General features: G+C 59.8%; 10 protein-coding genes. 2 read left to right on the top strand and 8 right to left on the bottom strand.

The window, feature by feature from the left end:
* Positions 1-21: 21 nt before the first annotated feature.
* Positions 22-951: an AraC family transcriptional regulator gene (locus OK411_RS22130; RefSeq protein WP_016773445.1), complete on the bottom strand. Its 930-nt coding sequence runs from the start codon at positions 949-951 to the stop codon at positions 22-24.
* Between the two features lie 397 nt (positions 952-1,348).
* Here OK411_RS22130 and OK411_RS22125 point away from each other — a divergent pair, with 397 nt between their 5' ends.
* Together OK411_RS22125 and OK411_RS22120 are read left to right on the top strand one after the other, a co-directional pair.
* Positions 1,349-1,702 (top strand): putative quinol monooxygenase, encoded by a 354-nt coding sequence (locus OK411_RS22125; RefSeq protein ID WP_016773446.1) that lies wholly within the window; start codon positions 1,349-1,351, stop codon positions 1,700-1,702.
* A 43-nt stretch (positions 1,703-1,745) separates the two neighbouring features.
* Complete coding sequence (locus OK411_RS22120) at positions 1,746-1,988, top strand: hypothetical protein (RefSeq protein ID WP_041479831.1); 243 nt, start codon at positions 1,746-1,748, stop codon at positions 1,986-1,988.
* Here OK411_RS22120 and OK411_RS22115 read toward each other — a convergent pair whose 3' ends face one another.
* The 7 genes from OK411_RS22115 to OK411_RS22085 form a co-directional block, all read right to left on the bottom strand.
* The gene (locus OK411_RS22115) at positions 1,989-2,618 is read right to left on the bottom strand and encodes a flavin reductase family protein (protein ID WP_264365696.1); all 630 of its coding nucleotides are present in this window, start codon (positions 2,616-2,618) and stop codon (positions 1,989-1,991) included.
* Positions 2,619-2,753: 135 nt separating this feature from the next.
* A complete protein-coding gene (locus OK411_RS22110) occupies positions 2,754-4,073 on the bottom strand; it encodes an MFS transporter (protein ID WP_076563978.1) in 1,320 nt (439 codons plus the stop codon).
* A 377-nt stretch (positions 4,074-4,450) separates the two neighbouring features.
* Positions 4,451-5,779, bottom strand: a complete 1,329-nt coding sequence (locus OK411_RS22105; protein ID WP_016773449.1) for a sigma-54-dependent transcriptional regulator — start codon at positions 5,777-5,779, stop codon at positions 4,451-4,453.
* The gene (locus tag OK411_RS22100) at positions 5,779-7,539 is read right to left on the bottom strand and encodes an ATP-binding protein (RefSeq protein WP_125917718.1); all 1,761 of its coding nucleotides are present in this window, start codon (positions 7,537-7,539) and stop codon (positions 5,779-5,781) included. Before OK411_RS22100 ends, OK411_RS22105 begins: the two co-directional genes overlap by 1 nt.
* A gap of 84 nt (positions 7,540-7,623) precedes the next feature.
* Positions 7,624-10,278, bottom strand: a complete 2,655-nt coding sequence (locus OK411_RS22095; RefSeq protein WP_264365695.1) for an RHS repeat domain-containing protein — start codon at positions 10,276-10,278, stop codon at positions 7,624-7,626.
* A 54-nt stretch (positions 10,279-10,332) separates the two neighbouring features.
* Positions 10,333-13,059: an RHS repeat domain-containing protein gene (locus OK411_RS22090; protein ID WP_264365694.1), complete on the bottom strand. Its 2,727-nt coding sequence runs from the start codon at positions 13,057-13,059 to the stop codon at positions 10,333-10,335.
* Positions 13,056-17,537, bottom strand: coding sequence for a SpvB/TcaC N-terminal domain-containing protein (locus OK411_RS22085; RefSeq protein WP_264365693.1), 4,482 nt, complete (start codon positions 17,535-17,537; stop codon positions 13,056-13,058). Before OK411_RS22085 ends, OK411_RS22090 begins: the two co-directional genes overlap by 4 nt.
* Positions 17,538-17,660: the final 123 nt, after the last annotated feature.

The raw sequence follows: 17,660 nt of genomic DNA, 5'->3' as shown, positions 1-17,660 counted from the left end.
AGCCCCACTTCAGGTTCCGGATCAGACCGAAAGCCGCAACCGCGCCAGATCCCGCAACGGCGGCGCGCCAAACAGGCGGCTGTATTCGCGGCTGAACTGCGACGGACTTTCATAGCCCACCCGATACCCCGCTGCCGAGGCTTCCAGCCCTTCGGTCAACATCAGCCGCCGCGCCTCTTGCAGGCGCAATTGCTTCTGATATTGCAACGGACTCATCGCGGTCATCGCCTTGAAGCGATGATGCAACGTCGACACGCTGAGGTTCACTTCCCGCGCCAGATCATCGATGCGCAGTGGTTGTTCGAAATTGCCGTTGAGCCATTTGATCGCTTGGCTGATGCGATGGCTCTGGCTGTTGGCAATCGCAATCTCATACAGACGATGACCCTGCGGACTGCGCAGCAGGCGATAGAGAATCTCCCGGCGAATCAGCGGCGCGAGCATGGCGATGTCTTTCGGCGCGTCGAGCAGCCGGGCCAGACGCAGCACCGCGTCGAGCATGGCGCTGTCGATTTTTTCCACATACAGACCACGTCCGGTCGGCCGGGTCGGCACGCCCATCGGGCCGGCGTCGGCGATCAGCGCGGTGATTTCGGTCGGGTCAATGTCGAGGCGCACGGCGAGGATCGGTTCTTCCGGCGAGACATTGACCACCCGGCCACTGAGCGGCATCGAAACCGACACCACCAGATAATTCAGCGGGTCGTAGTTGAAGAACTCATCGGCCAGGCGCACCTCTTTGCGCCCCTGCGCCATGATGCACAGCGCCGGCTGCGCGAGTACCGGGGCAAAGTCATGGGACTGGGTGTGGCGCGACATCACCAGCGAACCGATCGCGGTCTGGTAGCTGCCATCGTCGCTGGTGTTGCGGCGGATGATCGCCGCCAGCTCCGCGCGCTGCTTTTCCATGTCGGCGCTGGGTTCGGCTTGAAAACGATCGAATGACGTCATGCACGGCATCCTCGGCAAGTGAGGGGGGAATGCAGCAGAGCATATGTTTGTGCAAGCAGCAGCGGTAGACACATTCTGCCAAATGCTTGCCTGATTCTGCCCGCAGGTGCACGCAGGTCTCCCGCCAGACGATTCCGTAGGAGCTGCCGAAGGCTGCGATCCGTTGATCTTCAAGGCAAAAGCAAAAGATCGCAGCCTTCGGCAACTCCTACACAAAACCCGTATGACAGACGTGTTGCGCGGGTTTACAGGTTGTTACAGGTCGTCTGCGCAGTCTCGCAGGATTGTGCAACGCGAAGGCAGGAATCGACTAACGGCGCAGCCGGCCCGGCCCTTAATCTTTGCTTCAGTCGCAGCCCGTCCCCCGGCTGCCACGCGATTTCATGGAGGGTTGATCATGTCCAAGCAAATGCCTGTCAGTCATATGGCCTTCGTTCGTGCCCAGGCCGGGCGTTCGGCGGAACTCGGCGTGCGCCTGAGCGCGTTGATCGAGGTCTCGCGCGCGGCGCCCGGCTGCCTGAGTTTTTCCCTGCAACAATCGCAGTGCGACGCCGACCTGTGGCTGGTCAGCGGCTACTGGAGCAGTCAGCAGATGATGACGACTTATTTCAACAGTCCGTCGATGGAAGTCTTCGCCGAGCTGGTCCAGGACCTGGTGGTCAACAGCCTCGACTTCCACACCTTCAGGGACGTATCCGCCGCGCAGGCCCTCGGTCAATGCGCCGCGCCGATACACAAACTCGCCGGTTGAGGGTTTAATGTCCGGCTTATTTGATTGAGCCAGGATCCGCGACATGGCACGTAAAGAGTTTGAACGCTTCGAAGCAGTCTCCGCAGTCGTCCCCGTCGAGTTGGGCGGCAATAAGGGTTATTACGCGGCCATCGCGGTCAAGGCCCTGGTCGATGGCGGCGCACCACGCTTTCACAAATTGCTCAACGAGCAGGTGTTCCCCGGCGCCATCGCTGCCGATGATGCGGCCATCAACGAACTGGACAAGCTCAAGGGCGTCACTGACGACGCCGAGCTGATCTGGTAATTACTTCTGTGCGCCCGGGCGCCACATCTTGAACAGAGCCTCAGGCCCCAGCTGGAAATAATCCGCCGGCCCGCCGCCGCGCAGAATCGGTTGTGCGGCGGCAGTGTCGTAGATGCCGTCTTTCAGCAGCCATTTGGCGATGTGCACCGCAACCACCTCACCGAGGATCAGCCAGCTCGGTACGGTTTCGCCATCGGCGCGTTGCAGGTGAATGATCTGTGTGACCTTGCACTCGAAGGACACCGGGCTTTCGGCGACCCGTGGCACCGAAATCACCTTTGACGCCACGGTCGTCAGCCCTGCCAGTTCAAACTCGTTGACCTCAGGCGCGACCATCGCGCAGCTCTGGTTCATCTGCTCGGCCAACGGGCGCGTGGCGAGGTTCCAGACGAACTCCCCGGTCTGCTCGATGTTGTTCAGACTGTCTTTGCGTCCGACACTGGAAAAACCAATGATCGGCGGCACGTAGTTGAACGCGTTGAAGAAACTGTACGGCGCGAGATTGAGTCGGCCTTCGGCATCCTGCGAGGAAATCCAGCCGATGGGGCGCGGGCCGACGATGGCGTTGAACGGATCGTGAGGCAGGCCGTGGCCGTTGGCGGGTTCGTAGAAGTGGATGTCATCGGGCATGGGGAGCGGATTCCTGAGCTGCATTCGGATGCAGCCATAGTGCAAGGACCCAGCGCATATTTCCAGCCAGACGCGAGACCCCGTAGGGTTCGTGGCAGGACACAGATTTTGTGGCCTGCCAGCGATGCGGTGCGATCAGTCAGTGACGATCCGCGAATGCTTCTGGGTGTCTTTCATGGTGATGTACACCAGCAGCGACACGGCAATGCACGCGGTGACGTACCAGTAGTAACCGGTTTCCATGCCGATGCTCTTGAACCACAGCGCGATGTATTCGGCAGTGCCGCCGAAGATCGACACGGTCAGCGCGTACGGCAGGCCGACGCCCAGGGCGCGGATTTCGGTCGGGAACAATTCGGCTTTGACCACCGCATTGATCGAGGTGTAGCCGCTGACGATGATCAGCGCGGCCATGATCAGGAAGAACGCGCCCCACCAGGTCTGGATGGTGTGCAGGGTCATCAGGATCGGCACGGTGAAGATCGTACCGAGCACACCGAAGGCGATCAGGATCGGACGCCGGCCGATCTTGTCCGACAGGCCACCGATGATCGGTTGCAGGCACATGAACAGGAACAGCGTGGCGGCGGAAATGGTGGTCGAGTCGGAGATGCTCATGCCGACCGTGTTCACCAGGTATTTCTGCATGTAGGTGGTGTAGGTGTAGAACGCCAGGGTGCCGCCCATGGTCAGGCCGACCACGGTCAACAGCTCTTTCGGGTGGCGCATCAAGGTGCGCATGGCGCTTTCCTTGGATTTTTCTTTCTTGGTGAACGACTCGGTTTCTTCCATGCCGCGACGTAGGTACAGCGCCACGACCGCACACAGCGCACCGATGGCGAACGGAATGCGCCAGCCCCACGCGTAGAGCTGTTCGGTGGTCAGCGTGTTCTGCAGCACGATCAACACACCGAGGGCGATGAGCTGGCCGGAGATCAGGGTTACGTACTGGAAACTGGAGAAGAAGCCGCGACGTTCCTTGGTCGCCATCTCGGACAGATAAGTCGCCGAGGTGCCGTACTCGCCGCCGACCGACAGGCCTTGCAGCAGGCGGGCAAACACCAGCAGGATCGGCGCGCCGATGCCGATGGTTTCATAGTTCGGGCTCAGGGCGATCAGCAGCGAGCCGAAGCACATCAGGTACACCGAGGCCATCAGCGCTTTCTTGCGCCCGACCTTGTCGGCGTACATGCCCATCAGCCAGCCGCCTATCGGACGCATCAGGAAGCCCACGGCGAAGATCGCTGCGGTGTTCATCAGTTGCGCAGTGGTGGAACCGGCAGGGAAAAAGGTTTTCGCGAAGTACAGGGAGAAGGCGGCGTACACATACCAGTCGTACCACTCGACCATGTTGCCGACAGAGCCGCTGAAGATCGATTTGATCCGGCTGGCGGTGGTTCTCGGTTTGGCCGGCACGGCAGCCGACCCAAGGGGCAGGGCGTTGGAGTTATCCATTGAAGGATCCTTCGTTTAATTGTTTTTGTGGAGCGCGTCGGAACGCAGCCTGCCAGGGCTATAGCAGGAGGTGTGCCAAGGGGTGAGGGGCCGGTTTAGAAGGGGTGGCGGGGAGGAGTGAGCGGATTTGTGCCGACTGATTGGGCTGAGTGAGCGGATTTCCGCTTACCGCGTGAAGATCAAAAGCCCCTCACCCTAGCCCTCTCCCAGACGGAGAGGGGACTGACCGAGGTGTTCTTGTGGGTTACATCGACCTGCAATATCGAGTCGAATACAGATTCGGGAAAGCATGGAGATCGGCTCCCTTCCCCCTCGCCCCCTGGGGGAGAGGGCTGGGGTGAGGGGGATGGATTTCAGCTACACCACAAATCTCTGCCTCACTCCGCCAGAAACATCTCCCTACTCAACCCATGCCGCTGCATCTTTTCATTGAACGTGCGGCGCGGCAGTTGCAGTTCTTCGAGCACGGCTTTGACATCACCCTTGTGCCGGGTCAGCGCCGCGCGCAGGCATTGCGCTTCGAACGCTTCCTGCTGCGCCGCCAGCGACTGCCCCGGGTCGATTCCGGCGACCGGTTCATCAAGCCCCAGTACCTGACGCTCGGCAACGTTGGCCAGTTCGCGGACGTTGCCCGGCCAGTCATGGCTGAGCAAGTGACTGAGCTGCGCACCGGTCAACGGCGGAAAGGTCCGGCCCAGACGCTGGGCGGCGTTCTGGGCAAAGGTTTCAAACAGTAATGGAATGTCTTCGCGGCGATCACGCAGCGGCGGCAAGCGCAGTTCTGCGACGTTGAGGCGATACGCCAGGTCCTCACGAAAACGTCCGGCGCGGGCTTCGTCGAGCAAGTCCGGTTTGGTCGCCGCGACGATACGCAAATCAACGCGAATGCTCTGGTTCGAACCCAGCCGCTCGAGTTTCTGTTCCTGCAAGACCCGCAGCAATTTCACCTGCTGGGCCAGCGGCATGCTTTCGATCTCGTCGAGAAACAGCGTGCCGCCATCGGCATATTCCAGCTTGCCGATGCGCTTGCCCGAGGCGCCGGTAAACGCGCCGCTCTCATGGCCGAACAGTTCAGCCTCGAACAGTTGCTCCGGGATCGCCGCGCAGTTCAGCGCCACGAAAGGTTTGCCGGCGCGCGGGCCGAAATCATGCAGGCAACGCGCGACCAGTTCCTTGCCGCTGCCGGTTTCACCACGGATCAGCACGTTGACCGGCAACGTCGCCAGATCCAGCACTTGCCGACGCAATGTCTGCAAGCCGCGGGACACGCCGAGCAGCGTCGCATCGAGCTTTGCGCGGTTGTCGGCCAGTTCGTGCAGCGCGCGGTTTTCCAGGACCAGGCGGCGTTTGTCCAGCGCCCGGCGCAGGCTGCCGAGCAGGGTTTCCGGGCTGAACGGTTTTTCCAGAAAGTCGTAGGCGCCATCGCGCATGGCTTCGACCGCCATCGGCACATCGCCATGGCCGGTAAGCAGAATCACCGGCAGATCGCTGTCGCGCTTTTGCACTTCGGCGAGCAATTGCAAGCCGTCCATGCCGGGCATGCGCACGTCGCTGAGGATCACCCCGGCAAAATGTTCCGGGAGCGCGGCGAGGCATTCTTCGGCACGGCTGAACAATTGCACCTGAAACCCCGACAGGCTCAGCCACTGTTCAACGGCGTCGCGAATGCTGCTTTCGTCGTCGACCACCATCACCGAATTGAGCATCAGATGTGTGCCTCCAGATCGATTGGCAGGGTCAGGCTGAACACCGCGCCGTGGTCGCCATTCTCGACGCTCAGGCGCCCGCCGGATTCATGCACGATGGCGAAGGATACTGCCAGCCCCAGGCCAAGACCATCGCCCACCGGTTTGGTGGTAAAGAACGGATCGAACACCTGGCCCAGATGTTCCTCGGCAATCCCGCCGCCGTTGTCGCTGACGCTGAGCCGCCACAATTGCTCATCGGCCTCCAGACGGATTTCCAGGCGCTTGCAGGCTTTACCCTGCATCGCATCCAGCGCGTTGCGCAGCAAATTGATCAACACCTGTTCCAGACGAATCGCATCACCGCGTACCCACGCCGGACGGGTCAGATGCAACACAAGGCTGACTTGTTCGTCACGCAGCCGCGCATCGAGCAGTTGCAGCGACTGATCGACCACCGTCGCCAGATCCAGACGTTCGCGCAGACCGCTCGGGCTTTTGCGGGCGAAAGTCTTGAGGTGGCCGGTGAGGGCAGCCATGCGCGTGAGCATATCGTCCACCGGTTTCAGCGCCTTGTAGGCGTCATCGACGCGGCCATGTTCGAGCAGCAGGCGCAGGGTGGCCAGCTGCATGCGCTGGGCGGTCAGCGGTTGATTGATTTCGTGGGCCAGTGCGGCGGACATCTGCCCCAGCGCGGCGAGTTTGGCCGATTGCACCAGACCTTCCTGCGCGGTGCGCAAGTCGCGGGTGCGCTCCTCGACCAGACGCTCGAGTTCTTCGCGATTGCGCTGACGGACCTTGGCCAGCCGCCAGCGCTGATTGAGAAACAGCAACAAGAACACCAGCGCCAGCCAAACGCCAGCGGCGGCCAGTGCGGCGTTGCGCAAATCTTCGAAGGCCACTTGCGGACGGCGCAACAGGTGCAGGGTCCAGCCTTCGGTCGTCAGCGGCAGCGATTCCCATAAATAGTCCGCCGTGCCCTGCGGACCTTCGACCCGGCGCAGATCGCTGTTGTCATCGAAGCGCCGTAGCGGCAAATGGGTCAGCGGCAGCAGCGATTGCTTGTCGTACTGACGCGTGGTTTTGATCTCGGCCAGATCATCGGCGCTCAACGGCCGCAAGGCGCGATAACGCCAACCCGGCTGATTGGCGATAAAGATGATGCCGCGTGCATCGCTGACCAGCAGCGTGTCGCTGCCCTGGCTCCATTCACGTTCCAGCTCGGGAAATTCCAGCTTGACCACCATCGCGCCGAGAAACTCGTCGTTGTCGCCAAGTACGGCGCTGGAAAGGAAATACCCGGGAATGCCGCTGGTCACGCCCACTGCGTAAAAACGCCCGGTGCCTTGGGTGCGGGTCTGGCTGAAGTAGGGACGGAAGCCGTAATTGTGGCCAACGTAACTGCTGGGCAAGCGCCAGTTGCTGGCGGCCACGGCCAGGCCGGTACGATCCAGCAGTTCCAGGGTCGAGGACTGCGCCGCACCGTTGATCTTTTCCAGCTTCACATTCAATGCCGCTTGCTGCGCAGCATCGACCGGTCCGGCCAGGGCCGAACGCAATTGCGGGTCCAGCGCCAGCACGGCGGGCAGGGCGCGATAGCGGTCGATCAGGGTGTGCAAGGAGTTGGCGTACAACCCCAGTTGCTGATTGGCGCGGGCCGCGTCTTCTTCCAGTGCCTGACGCTCGGCGTGGCGCATCGCGAGCGTCGCGGCAATGACCGTGCCGGCAATGATCAGCAGGGAATACAACGACAGACGCAGGGTACGGGAAGTCGGCAGCATGCTGGATCAAAGGTCGGCAGGACGGGCGGGCACGATAGCATGGGCCGAGATGGCCGGGCGCGCTGTTCGCGCCGGCCGTGTCTGCTAAACAGCTGTCTCCTGTACCTGACGTCGATGCACAAGATTCAACCTCGGCTTCGGCACCGGTCTTGCCTGAGGTTCGGCAGCGAGCGAGCGCTCCAGTTGCTGCAGGCGTTCAGTCACGCCTTGCGCCTCGCTCGGCGCTTCGATGATTGCCTGTGCGGTTTGCATGACCTTGTCGATGGCTTCGAACGGGTCTACACCATTCCTGGACAGCTTCATGACCTGACGCTGTTTTTCTGCATCCAGTGCGTCCAGTTGGGCATAGAACATCTTCTGGATGTGCTCGGAGTAGCTGTTGAGGTTATCCGTGAAGGTCTTGATGCTGTCGATAAGCGCAGCACCTCCATCAAAAAGAGCCCCCGCGCCGTCGACGGCTTTTGCAGCGCCGTCGCCCAGCGTTTTCAGCCCGTCCTTGAGCTCTTGGGTGTGCAGTGTCTGCGCTGCTTTCAAACCTTTCTTGAAGAAGTGGTAACGCAATACCGGAAACACTATTGCCCCCGCGATTGCCCCTGCGCCGGAACCGATGGCGTTGCCGATTCCGGGTACCACGGTGCCGATGACACTGCCGATGGCGATGCCTTTGCCGATACCGTAAAAGACCGATTTGATGCCGGCCCGGGAGGTGATGAATTTGCCGAACGTCATGCTTTTGCGCACCTCCTCGATGTTCTGGCCTTCAGGAATCAGGCCATCGAACTCGGTGGTCAGGTTGTGCAATTGCTCCGCCGCAGTTTGCGCTTGATCAAAAATACCCACCGCTTTTCTGACTAGGTCAAACACCACTTTGAAGGCACCGGTCTGGTCGACATGAACGATTGGGTTGTTACCGACGAATCCATACAGGTTCAACCCATCCACATCCCCCGCCGGATCGGCACTGACCCAGCGCTGCAACCACGGTGCGTAATAGCGGGCGCCGTAGTAGTACAAACCGCTGACATCCATTTCCTTGCCGGAATATCGGATGAAGCGGTATTCGATTTCCGATTCCGGCGCCATCCACGCGGTTTCGCCGAACGGGTAATAGCCTTCTGCGCTGGTGACTACGGCGTCTTCATTGAGCTCCATCACGCAAGAGCCGAGGTGGTCTTCGAGGGTGTAACGTATCTGGTCGTCTATCGGCGCTGAACGTTGCGCCCAATGCAGGCAGCGCGCGTTACCGAGGCTGATGATGTGCAGCTCCTCGCCGTTGTCCTTGCTGCGGATTTCCAGCCCCGGCAGGTAGCGCACCTGGTGGAAGTGGCGGACCTTGTCGGTGAACCATTCATGACATTTGAGGACCCGCTGGCCGGCGCTGTACTGGTAATACTCGGCATCGTTATCGCCGTCCTGACGGATAACCAGATCCACGCGCTCCAGCTCATCACGCCTGCTCCATTGCAATGACGGACCGTGGCGCAGCTTGCGTTGATTGCCGTGCGGGTCGAACCAGGTACCGAAGTCCGGCGGCTCGTCGCCCGTTTCCCAACGCACCCCGCGATTGCTTTGATCATCGATGCGCATGCGCCGGGTGCGGCTGGCGCCGTCGCGCTGATGACGTAGTTCGATCAGGTTGCCGCCATCGTCGTAGCTATACGTCTGGGTGTAGTTGAGGCGGTTTTTCTCGTCGGGCGGTTGCGGCAAGCCGGGAATGTCCGGGGGCAGTGCGTCGTCATGACCGGTCGCGCGGATCAGGCGGTACAGGGAGTCGTAGTCGAATTCACGGTGGCCGTCGACTCGTTGATTGGCGAAAGAGACGGGCTCGAAGGCGTGGTCCTCGATGCGAGTGATGTTACCGACGCGATCGTAGAAATATTGCAGATCCTGCAATCTGGGGTGAGCAGTTTTCTGACTGGTGCGCGTATGCAGGCGTCCGTCGGCCGGGTCATACGTCCACTGACTCAGGACACCGTTACCGGCCAGCTGCGAGATGATCTGATTGTTCGCGTTGTACTGCGCATCCAGCAAGACCTGCGTGACTTTCGTCTCGACTTGCAGCTCCATTTGCCTGAGCTGCCCCGCAAGACCATAGCGCGATGCTCTGCGATGGCCGCCGGCATCGGTTTGCTCCAGCACCGCGCCCAGCGGGCTGAACACCTGATGACTGGTAAAAGCCTGCGTGTCCTGGAACGTTCGGGTTTCCTGCATCGGCTGGCCAGCGAGGGAATAGCTGGATATCGCCAGAACTCCAGACACATCAGTTTGCTTGATCAACCGTCCGCGCAGGTTGTGGTTGGCGGTGTCGGCGGCACCGGCGTAGAGGAAAGTGTCGACCTCTTCCTCCTCATCCTTTTCGATGACCTGGAGTCTGACGACACGCAGCTGGTCGTCAAAGGTCGATCGCCAGACATGGCCGCGTTCGTCCCAACGTTGCCGAGGCTCACCGGCCAGCCCCGGCAATACCAAGCGCCAGCCGGCATCGACGCTGCCGATTTTCAACACAATGCCGTTGAGCGCGTAGTGAGTAGTGAGGTTGGGCGCAGATAAGCGCGGATCCCGTTTCTCGACCAGGCGCCCGGCAGGGTTGTGAGTCTGGCAGGTGATCAGGGGCTTGATCTCTCCATGCGTCGTTGCACACAGATAGGCAATATGCCTGACGACCAAAGCCCGTGGATCCTTGACCTGCACGCTTGGCGTATGGATATGCGTTGATCTATTCAAGGGCCAGGTGCTCATGATTTATCCAAGCGCAGAACCACGGTAAAACTGCCTGAAGGCAGGCGAACTTGTTTACGCCGTCTTTTGACTGTTGTATTGGCGATATCTGCCAATCAACTCGATACCGCGCCTGGCTTCAGCCATGCGCAAGGAAATTTCTTTCTTGATCCGATCCCGGCTGATTGAGCTGGAGTTCTGGGTTCCGACGCTACCTGTTGCAAGATCCAGCGCATAACCGAATGAGCCCACTAGGCCTTGGTCATAAAATTCGTTGACTCCGATTTCGCTGAAAGCCGCATTGATGTCGCTTTGGTCCTGTTCAAGCAGGTCGATAATCAAACCCAACGCTGCCTCGAGGTCATCAATTTCGATATCCCTTAAACCGGCCAGCGCTGTGGCTGTGTCCTTTCCAGAGTAAGCAATGGCCATCATGTCACTTGCAGCGGGTATCTGCGCAAACTTGCTGAGCGTTTTCTCGGCCACTGTTTCGATCAGCTTGTTTGCTCCCTCGGAAGTCCGAGGATCATATGATCTGGCTATTTTTTTTGCGTATCTCAGAGGGGTTAAAATGCCTGTTGTGGCGTTGCTGTGAATGCTCTCGGGGTTCAGTTTTTTGGCATCGGGCAGGACGGGAGTGGAAACAGTTGTAATTTCGCCGAGTTTGTCCATTGCCGCGCCGGAGATTTTTGAGGCGACAATCCCTCCGATAAATGTCCCGACTCCGGGCAATATCAGCGTCCCAAGTGCTTCGCCGCCTTTCCCTGCTGTCGTGGTGACAACTCCCTTGCCAATGTTGAAGCCTGTGTTTATGGCCATGCGTTTGGAAATGTCCGTAGCGCTGAACAGTCCGTTCAATTGCCGATTGTACGTTTGCAGCTCATTGCCCAGGTTATCCAGGACTTTTGCGTAAGTCGCGATGTCCTGCCTGACGTCAGACGGTAAGTCTTTTTTGTTACCGTCGTTATCGATGAACAGAATCGGGTTGTTACCGACAAAACCATACAGATTCAAACCGTCCACATCCCCCGCCGGGTCCGCACTGACCCAACGCTGCAACCACGGCGCGTAGTAGCGGGCGCCGTAGTAGTACAAACCGCTGACATCCATTTCCTTGCCGGAATATCGGATGAAGCGGTATTCGATTTCCGACTCCGGGGCCATCCACGCGGTTTCGCCGAACGGGTAATAGCCTTCTGCGCTGGTGACCACAGCGTCTTCATTGAGCTCCATTACGCAAGAGCCGAGGTGGTCTTCGAGGGTGTAACGTATCTGGTCGTCTATCGGCACTGCACGTTGCGCCCAATGCAGGCAGCGCGCGTTACCGAGGCTGATGATGTGCAGCTCCTCGCCGTTGTCCTTGCTGCGAATTTCCAGCCCCGGCAGGTAGCGCACCTGGTGGAAGTGGCGAACCTTGTCGGTGAACCATTCATGACATTTGAGGACCCGCTGGCCGGCGCTGTACTGGTAATACTCGGCATCGTTATCGCCGTCCTGACGGATAACCAGATCCACGCGCTCCAGCTCATCACGCCTGCTCCATTGCAATGACGGACCGTGGCGCAGCTTGCGTTGATTGCCGTGCGGGTCGAACCAGGTACCGAAGTCCGGCGGCTCGTCGCCCGTTTCCCAACGCACCCCGCGATTGCTTTGATCATCGATGCGCATGCGCCGGGTGCGGCTGGCGCCGTCGCGCTGATGACGTAGTTCGATCAGGTTGCCGCCATCGTCGTAGCTATACGTCTGGGTGTAGTTGAGGCGGTTTTTCTCGTCGGGCGGTTGCGGCAAGCCGGGAATGTCCGGGGGCAGTGCGTCGTCATGACCGGTCGCGCGGATCAGGCGGTACAGGGAGTCGTAGTCGAATTCACGGTGGCCGTCGACTCGTTGATTGGCGAAACAGACGGGCTCGAAGGCGTGGTCCTCGATGCGAGTGATGTTACCGACGCGATCGTAGAAATATTGCAGATCCTGCAATCTGGGCTGAGCGGTTTTCTGGCTGGTGCGCGTATGCAGGCGTCCGTCGGCCGGGTCATACGTCCACTGACTCAGGACACCGTTACCGGCCTGCTGCGAGATGATCTGATTGTTGGCGTTGTATTGCGCATCCAGCAAGACCTGCGTGACTTTCGTCTCGACTTGCAGTTCCATTTGCCTGAGTTGCCCGGCGAGACCATAGCGCGATGCTCTGCGATGGCCGCCGGCATCGGTCTGTTCAAGCACGGCGCCAAGTGGACTGAACACCTGATGGCTAGTGAACGCTTCGTTATCGTGAAAAGTGCGCTTTTCCACCAGTGCCTGTCCGGTGAGGGCATAGCTGGTGATTTCCAGCGAACCTGACGGATCTGTCTGCTGGGTCAACCGGCCGCGCAGGTTGGAGTCTGCTTCGGCAGAGCCTGAGGCGTACGTGAAGGTATCGAGCTGATTTTCGCCGTTTCCCGAGACTTCAAGCTGCACCACGCGCAATTGCTCGTCGAAGGTCGACTGCCAGACGTGGCCGCGCTCATCCCAACGGTGTCCGGGCTCCCCGGCCCTGCCCGGCAGCAGCAGGCGCCAGCCGCTATCCCGGCTGTTGGTAAACACGGCGATATCGTTCAGCGCAAACACGCTGGTTGTGTTTGCTGTCGGCAGGCGCGGATCCTGTTGCGCGACCAGACGCCCGGCGACATCGTGGTGCTGGCGGGTCACGAGTGCGCTAGGCGTGTCACCCGCCACGGTACGCAAATAAGCGACCTGACGGACTGGCAGGCCACGTCCGTCGCTGACGCTCAGCGAAGGCGTGCGCCAATGTATGGAGGCGCTCATGAGCCTGACCCACGCGTAGACACCAGCTCTTCAGCGGTGTCGTTGAAGTCCTCACTGGCGTGATACCAGGGATGATAAGTCTCGCGGGAAAAGTCGCCCTTGGCGTTGATCAGCTTGATCGGACGCCCCGTTGCGTCATAGAACAGCTGATCGAACAACCCGAGTTGGCGCAGCGATTGATCATTGACGTAGCGGTGGGTGTTGGCGAAAAACGGCCGGTATTGGCGCTGCGGCAGACCTTTGTTGTTGTATTCGACGCGTTCACTGATGCGCCAGCGTGTCTGCGTCGGTTGCTCACCTTCTTCGATGAGCAACTCACCATCCTCACCCACCACATAAGCCAACCCCGGATCGACCTTCTGCTGGGTTTGCAGGACCCGACCAAAGCCGTCGACGCAGGTTTTGACGATCTGGATCTGCGCCTTCATGGCGTCGTAGGGATAGCGGTCAGCGCTGAGCACTACGGTGTGAACCGGTTCTCGGTAAGCCAGTTCAATGGCCGTGAGCAATTGCTGGTCTTCAGGCGTCGGGCCGGGATTTCGCGCAAGCCGGCGACGTGCGCTGGCACGGATATGCCCGCCGGGCAACAGGTCACCTTGCTTGATCGAGCGGCTTTGAAGTGTGGAGGCGGGTATCAGGCCCATCCAGCTGAAAAGGTTTTTGTGCAGAGTGCTCGCTGCGTGTCCTACGGTATCTTCCGGAAACTGAATGGCGTATTCCGGACTGGGATCCGGCAAGGTCCAGTCATCGGTCAGCTTGTCGAATCCGGCAGGTTTGCCGTTCTCGGTACCGTGAAAGCTGATGACCAGCGGCTGACCGGAAGGCTCGTAGATGACTTCTTCAGTGTTGTCATTGGCGTCGGTGATTCGCTTGGGTTTCAGGGCGTGATAATCGAACTCCGCGACCTGGACGGCACAACCGTCGGGCAACTCCATGCGCATGACTGTCAGATGGTGTTGATCGTATTCGGCTTTGGTCACGCCATGGCTTGGCGTTTCATTGAAATCGAACACGTTGTAGAACGCCTGCAAGTCGCCGTACCGGGCCAGATTGAACCGCGACGACCAGAGGTTTGGTTCCTCGCTGGGCGGTGCTTCGAACAGCAGCGCCATGGGTGAGTAACCAATTGCCGCGAGGGCCTCGCGGATATTCAGGTCCGGCACAATGCTGTAAGCGTCCAGCGCGGTTTTATCCAGCAGGGCAAGCTCCAGAGAGTGCGACAGCGCTTCGAATCCGGCGACGCCGTCATCCAGTTCAATACCCTCTACGTCCACATAACGCTGTATGGATTGCGAAGTCAGTACCCTTTCCATGGCCCATTCTTGCGTATCCTGCAGCTCTCTCAGTGATTCGAAAGACACCCGTGCCGGGTTCAACTCGCCGGGGAGCGTACCTTTGGCCAATTTCAGCGCATCGCCCCGTTCCAGATACGGCAAGCCCAATCGCCATTGCTGTGGCTCTGGCAGATTGATCAGACGTGCACGGGTTTCACTGATGTAAAAGTATTGTTGCGCCTCGTCGTGAGCGTCGGACCACCATTGATTCAGATGGTCTTCGGTGAAGGGGGGCGGGCTCTGGGCGGTCAACCTGCGCGCATAGCTCACCGTAAGTGCGTGGGTCGCGGCGCCATAAGCGTTCCACCGCAGGGTGACCTCGTGGCGGCACAGCGGGTCGTTGATAAAGCCGTCGTACTGATAACTGATGGCTTCGACCTGAAGGGGCAGCAGAACGGCTGCGGCATATAGCCCCTGTGGCCGCACCTCGCGAACCAGATAGCGCTTCTCTTCTACCGAGTACAGCGCGGCTGCATCGGGTGCCTGCGCATCGGCGCGGTAGGGGAAAATTTCTGTTCGAGCGACCGAGCCAACCAGTGCCTGCGCAATCCGATAGCGACTGTCGGAGCCCTCCGGGGTGACGGGCTCATCGATTTCACCTTTGGGGTGGTAACGACTGAACAGGGTTTCGCCCAACGGGCAGGCGTCCACATCCGCGCTGAAATAATCGTCGCGGGAGCGATTGATTTCCTGACCGTTGTGAAACCAGGTGCATGTTTGCACCGGCTCGCTGAAGCCAGGCTCTGAAGGATCGGTTCCAACCTCGCAGTCAAGTTGCTGCAAGTAGCCGAACCCGCGAAATTCCCTCTCCCTGCCGTCGTAGAACCCTTCGCGCCAAGTGAACGACTGGGTCAACCGGTTGCCGGTGATCTCGTCGTGCTGCTCCTGTTTTTTCACCACGGCCAGCGGAAATGGCAGGTGACATACCGGTGCACGCTCAAGCGCCAGCAGCCGCTCCTTTTCATCCAGCCATTCCTGAGCCGAGCTGCGATAAGTCACGCTGCTGGAACAGCCCATGTTGTTGTTACTGGTGACCAGCAGGTAGGGCTTGGCTGCAACAAAATCGTAGCGCCAATGCCGCGGCTGGATATGCGGCACCGTCAGAATCAGGCTGGCGCAACCGAGGCCTTGCAGGTCGGCGAAACTGACCTGGCACAAACGGTCATAGCGCACGTCTTCAGGCCACGGCACGCTGACGGGAATCTGCTCCAGGCCATTGCCGCCCCGGTTCAGGTAGATGTCGAACCCTTCGGATTTGAGATAGATCAGCGCGGGCGCGCCGGAGCCATCGAGATCGGCCAGACGTACTCGCGAGGCGTCGAATTCTTCATGGGTGAAGGGCAGGGCGCTGATCTTGCGACCTTGACCGAATTTGCCATGACCAAGATTCGGCCAGCAACGGACCTCGTCATGGCGGATGCGGCACAGCTCGGGCATGTCGCTGCCGAGCAGGTTGCCCAGAAGCACCAGTTCGGTCCGCGAGTTGCTGAACACCGGCAGACGGTCGTCTGCGTATTCATGGGGTATTTCCTGTGCGGCGGCGAAGCCTTTTTCGCGCAGGCTGGCATAGAGGCGCACGCGGTCGGGGCTGATGCTGGCCGCTGACATCAGCCCGTCCCCGCTGAAATCCCCCATGGTCAAAGTCAGATCCTGGTGTTCCCGGGGAAACGTGTCGAACGCGCTGAACAGTTCGAATTGCCGCTGCGCATTCAGCGCATGAAACCCGCAGTAACCCAACCGGGCGATGATCAGGTCCAGACGGCCGTCGCCGGTCAGATCAAGCAGTTGCGCCACGGCGCGGTTGCGATCTGCCACCGGGATCCTGTCCAGCAAAACCCATGGGCCGTAACCGATCAGTTCGGTACCAGGCGCCGCGCGTAGCGGTTCTCGGTAATACCAGGCGTTGTCGTAGCGGCAGAGAAAGCCCGGCACGCCCTCGCCATACAGATCGACGCATTGATAGAACCCGCCCTCTTCGATGCCCGGTTGAGTCTCGTTTTCCAACAGGCGTGCAGGTGCCTTGTTGATCTCGAAGGGCGAGTATTCGAACTCTAGCGGCGGTGAGTGCTCGACATTGCCTTGCGCATCGAAGGCCTGATAGTGCGCCGCGCTGATCTGGCTGTAGGCCCACTGCGCAGTGTTCTGGATCGGTCGATATTCCAGCAGCAGGCGACGTGCAAGTTTTGCCTCTGTCGCCAGGCCCCCGGGGAAGTGATGAAACATCAACACTTGCTGGCAGAGCCTGCGGGTGCTCAGCTCAAAACCCTGGCCATAGGTGGAAAACGGATCAGGCCGCAGCCGCCAGCGGTTCACTTCCTCGTAGCTCGGAATCTCCGTCAGCGAATTGCTGCGTTCGCCGTAATCGAACACCAGTTGAAAATGCCATGGCAGATCCGTCGGTCGGTCAGTGTCCCAGCTGTAAAGGTGATCGCTCGCCGTGGCATTGCCGTAACACACCCGTCGCAGATAGCGCTGGGCGCGGTAGTCGTGAATGGGGTCTTGCTCGTCAGGCTGATCGTCGGCCTTGTACTCGTAGCAGATGTGTTCGCCATGGGCGTTCATGCTTTCACACAAAAGCCAGCTGCTGATGCGTGATGGATCGTCGGGGTCGGCACGGCGGGAGGCGCTGGTTTTGCCGTAGACATGCAACGTACCGTCGGCGCCGTGGATCAGCCAGAAGGGGGCTCCACCGTCAGCCGGATGCCAGCATTCGCGCAGGGAAAAATCACTTTCGATCCGCGCCCGGTAAGTCACGACGTTGTGTTCGGCAATGGGGCGGTCTCTGTAGCTGTGTTCCGTGCGCGACTTCAGGTTTCCGGCATCATCGAGCTCAGGCATCCACACCTCGCCGTCATGCCCGATGATTTCATCGTGCTCGGTATAACGTGGAACACCTTTATTGGTGCGGCGGCTGATCTGGCTCAGGCCCAGGTGGCAACCAAGGCCAAACGAACCGTTACCGCTCTGGCTGTTGATTGCCAAGGGTATTTGCGGACCGTAGCCACGACCGCTCGATAGCGGGATCAGCAATTCGCATCCAGCCGAGGCGGTCGGCCCTACGGCGCTCCAGCTTTTGCCGATAGTGGCGATCGATGAGCTTTTGGCGATGGAAGGAGCTGTGATGCTGAGGTCTTGATCGGCCATGGTCGAATCCATTCGCGCTACATAGGGCGTATGGATAGACGCTAACAGGAGTGGGCCGCTAATGGACCTGTCAGATCTGACAGGTGCGCAAGATCGTTTTCTGTGCTTGGGCGATTCTTTTAT

This window comes from Pseudomonas sp. RG1, from assembly GCF_025910115.1.
GTDB classification, from domain to species: Bacteria; Pseudomonadota; Gammaproteobacteria; order Pseudomonadales; family Pseudomonadaceae; genus Aquipseudomonas; species Aquipseudomonas atacamensis.
Note: the sequence above shows the minus strand (reverse complement) of the source record. Positions and strands in the feature narration are given on the sequence as shown.

What these genes read in the sequence shown, in the direction of transcription:
- OK411_RS22115 (WP_264365696.1), bottom strand. Translation starts at nt 2,618, where the DNA reads ATGCCCGATGACATCCACTTCTACGAACCCGCCAACGGCCACGGCCTG.
- OK411_RS22090 (WP_264365694.1), bottom strand. Translation starts at nt 13,059, where the DNA reads ATGAGCGCCTCCATACATTGGCGCACGCCTTCGCTGAGCGTCAGCGAC.
- OK411_RS22100 (WP_125917718.1), bottom strand. Translation starts at nt 7,539, where the DNA reads ATGCTGCCGACTTCCCGTACCCTGCGTCTGTCGTTGTATTCCCTGCTG.
- OK411_RS22130 (WP_016773445.1), bottom strand. Translation starts at nt 951, where the DNA reads ATGACGTCATTCGATCGTTTTCAAGCCGAACCCAGCGCCGACATGGAA.
- OK411_RS22085 (WP_264365693.1), bottom strand. Translation starts at nt 17,537, where the DNA reads ATGGCCGATCAAGACCTCAGCATCACAGCTCCTTCCATCGCCAAAAGC.
- OK411_RS22095 (WP_264365695.1), bottom strand. Translation starts at nt 10,278, where the DNA reads ATGAGCACCTGGCCCTTGAATAGATCAACGCATATCCATACGCCAAGC.
- OK411_RS22125 (WP_016773446.1), top strand. Translation starts at nt 1,349, where the DNA reads ATGTCCAAGCAAATGCCTGTCAGTCATATGGCCTTCGTTCGTGCCCAG.
- OK411_RS22105 (WP_016773449.1), bottom strand. Translation starts at nt 5,779, where the DNA reads ATGCTCAATTCGGTGATGGTGGTCGACGACGAAAGCAGCATTCGCGAC.
- OK411_RS22110 (WP_076563978.1), bottom strand. Translation starts at nt 4,073, where the DNA reads ATGGATAACTCCAACGCCCTGCCCCTTGGGTCGGCTGCCGTGCCGGCC.
- OK411_RS22120 (WP_041479831.1), top strand. Translation starts at nt 1,746, where the DNA reads ATGGCACGTAAAGAGTTTGAACGCTTCGAAGCAGTCTCCGCAGTCGTC.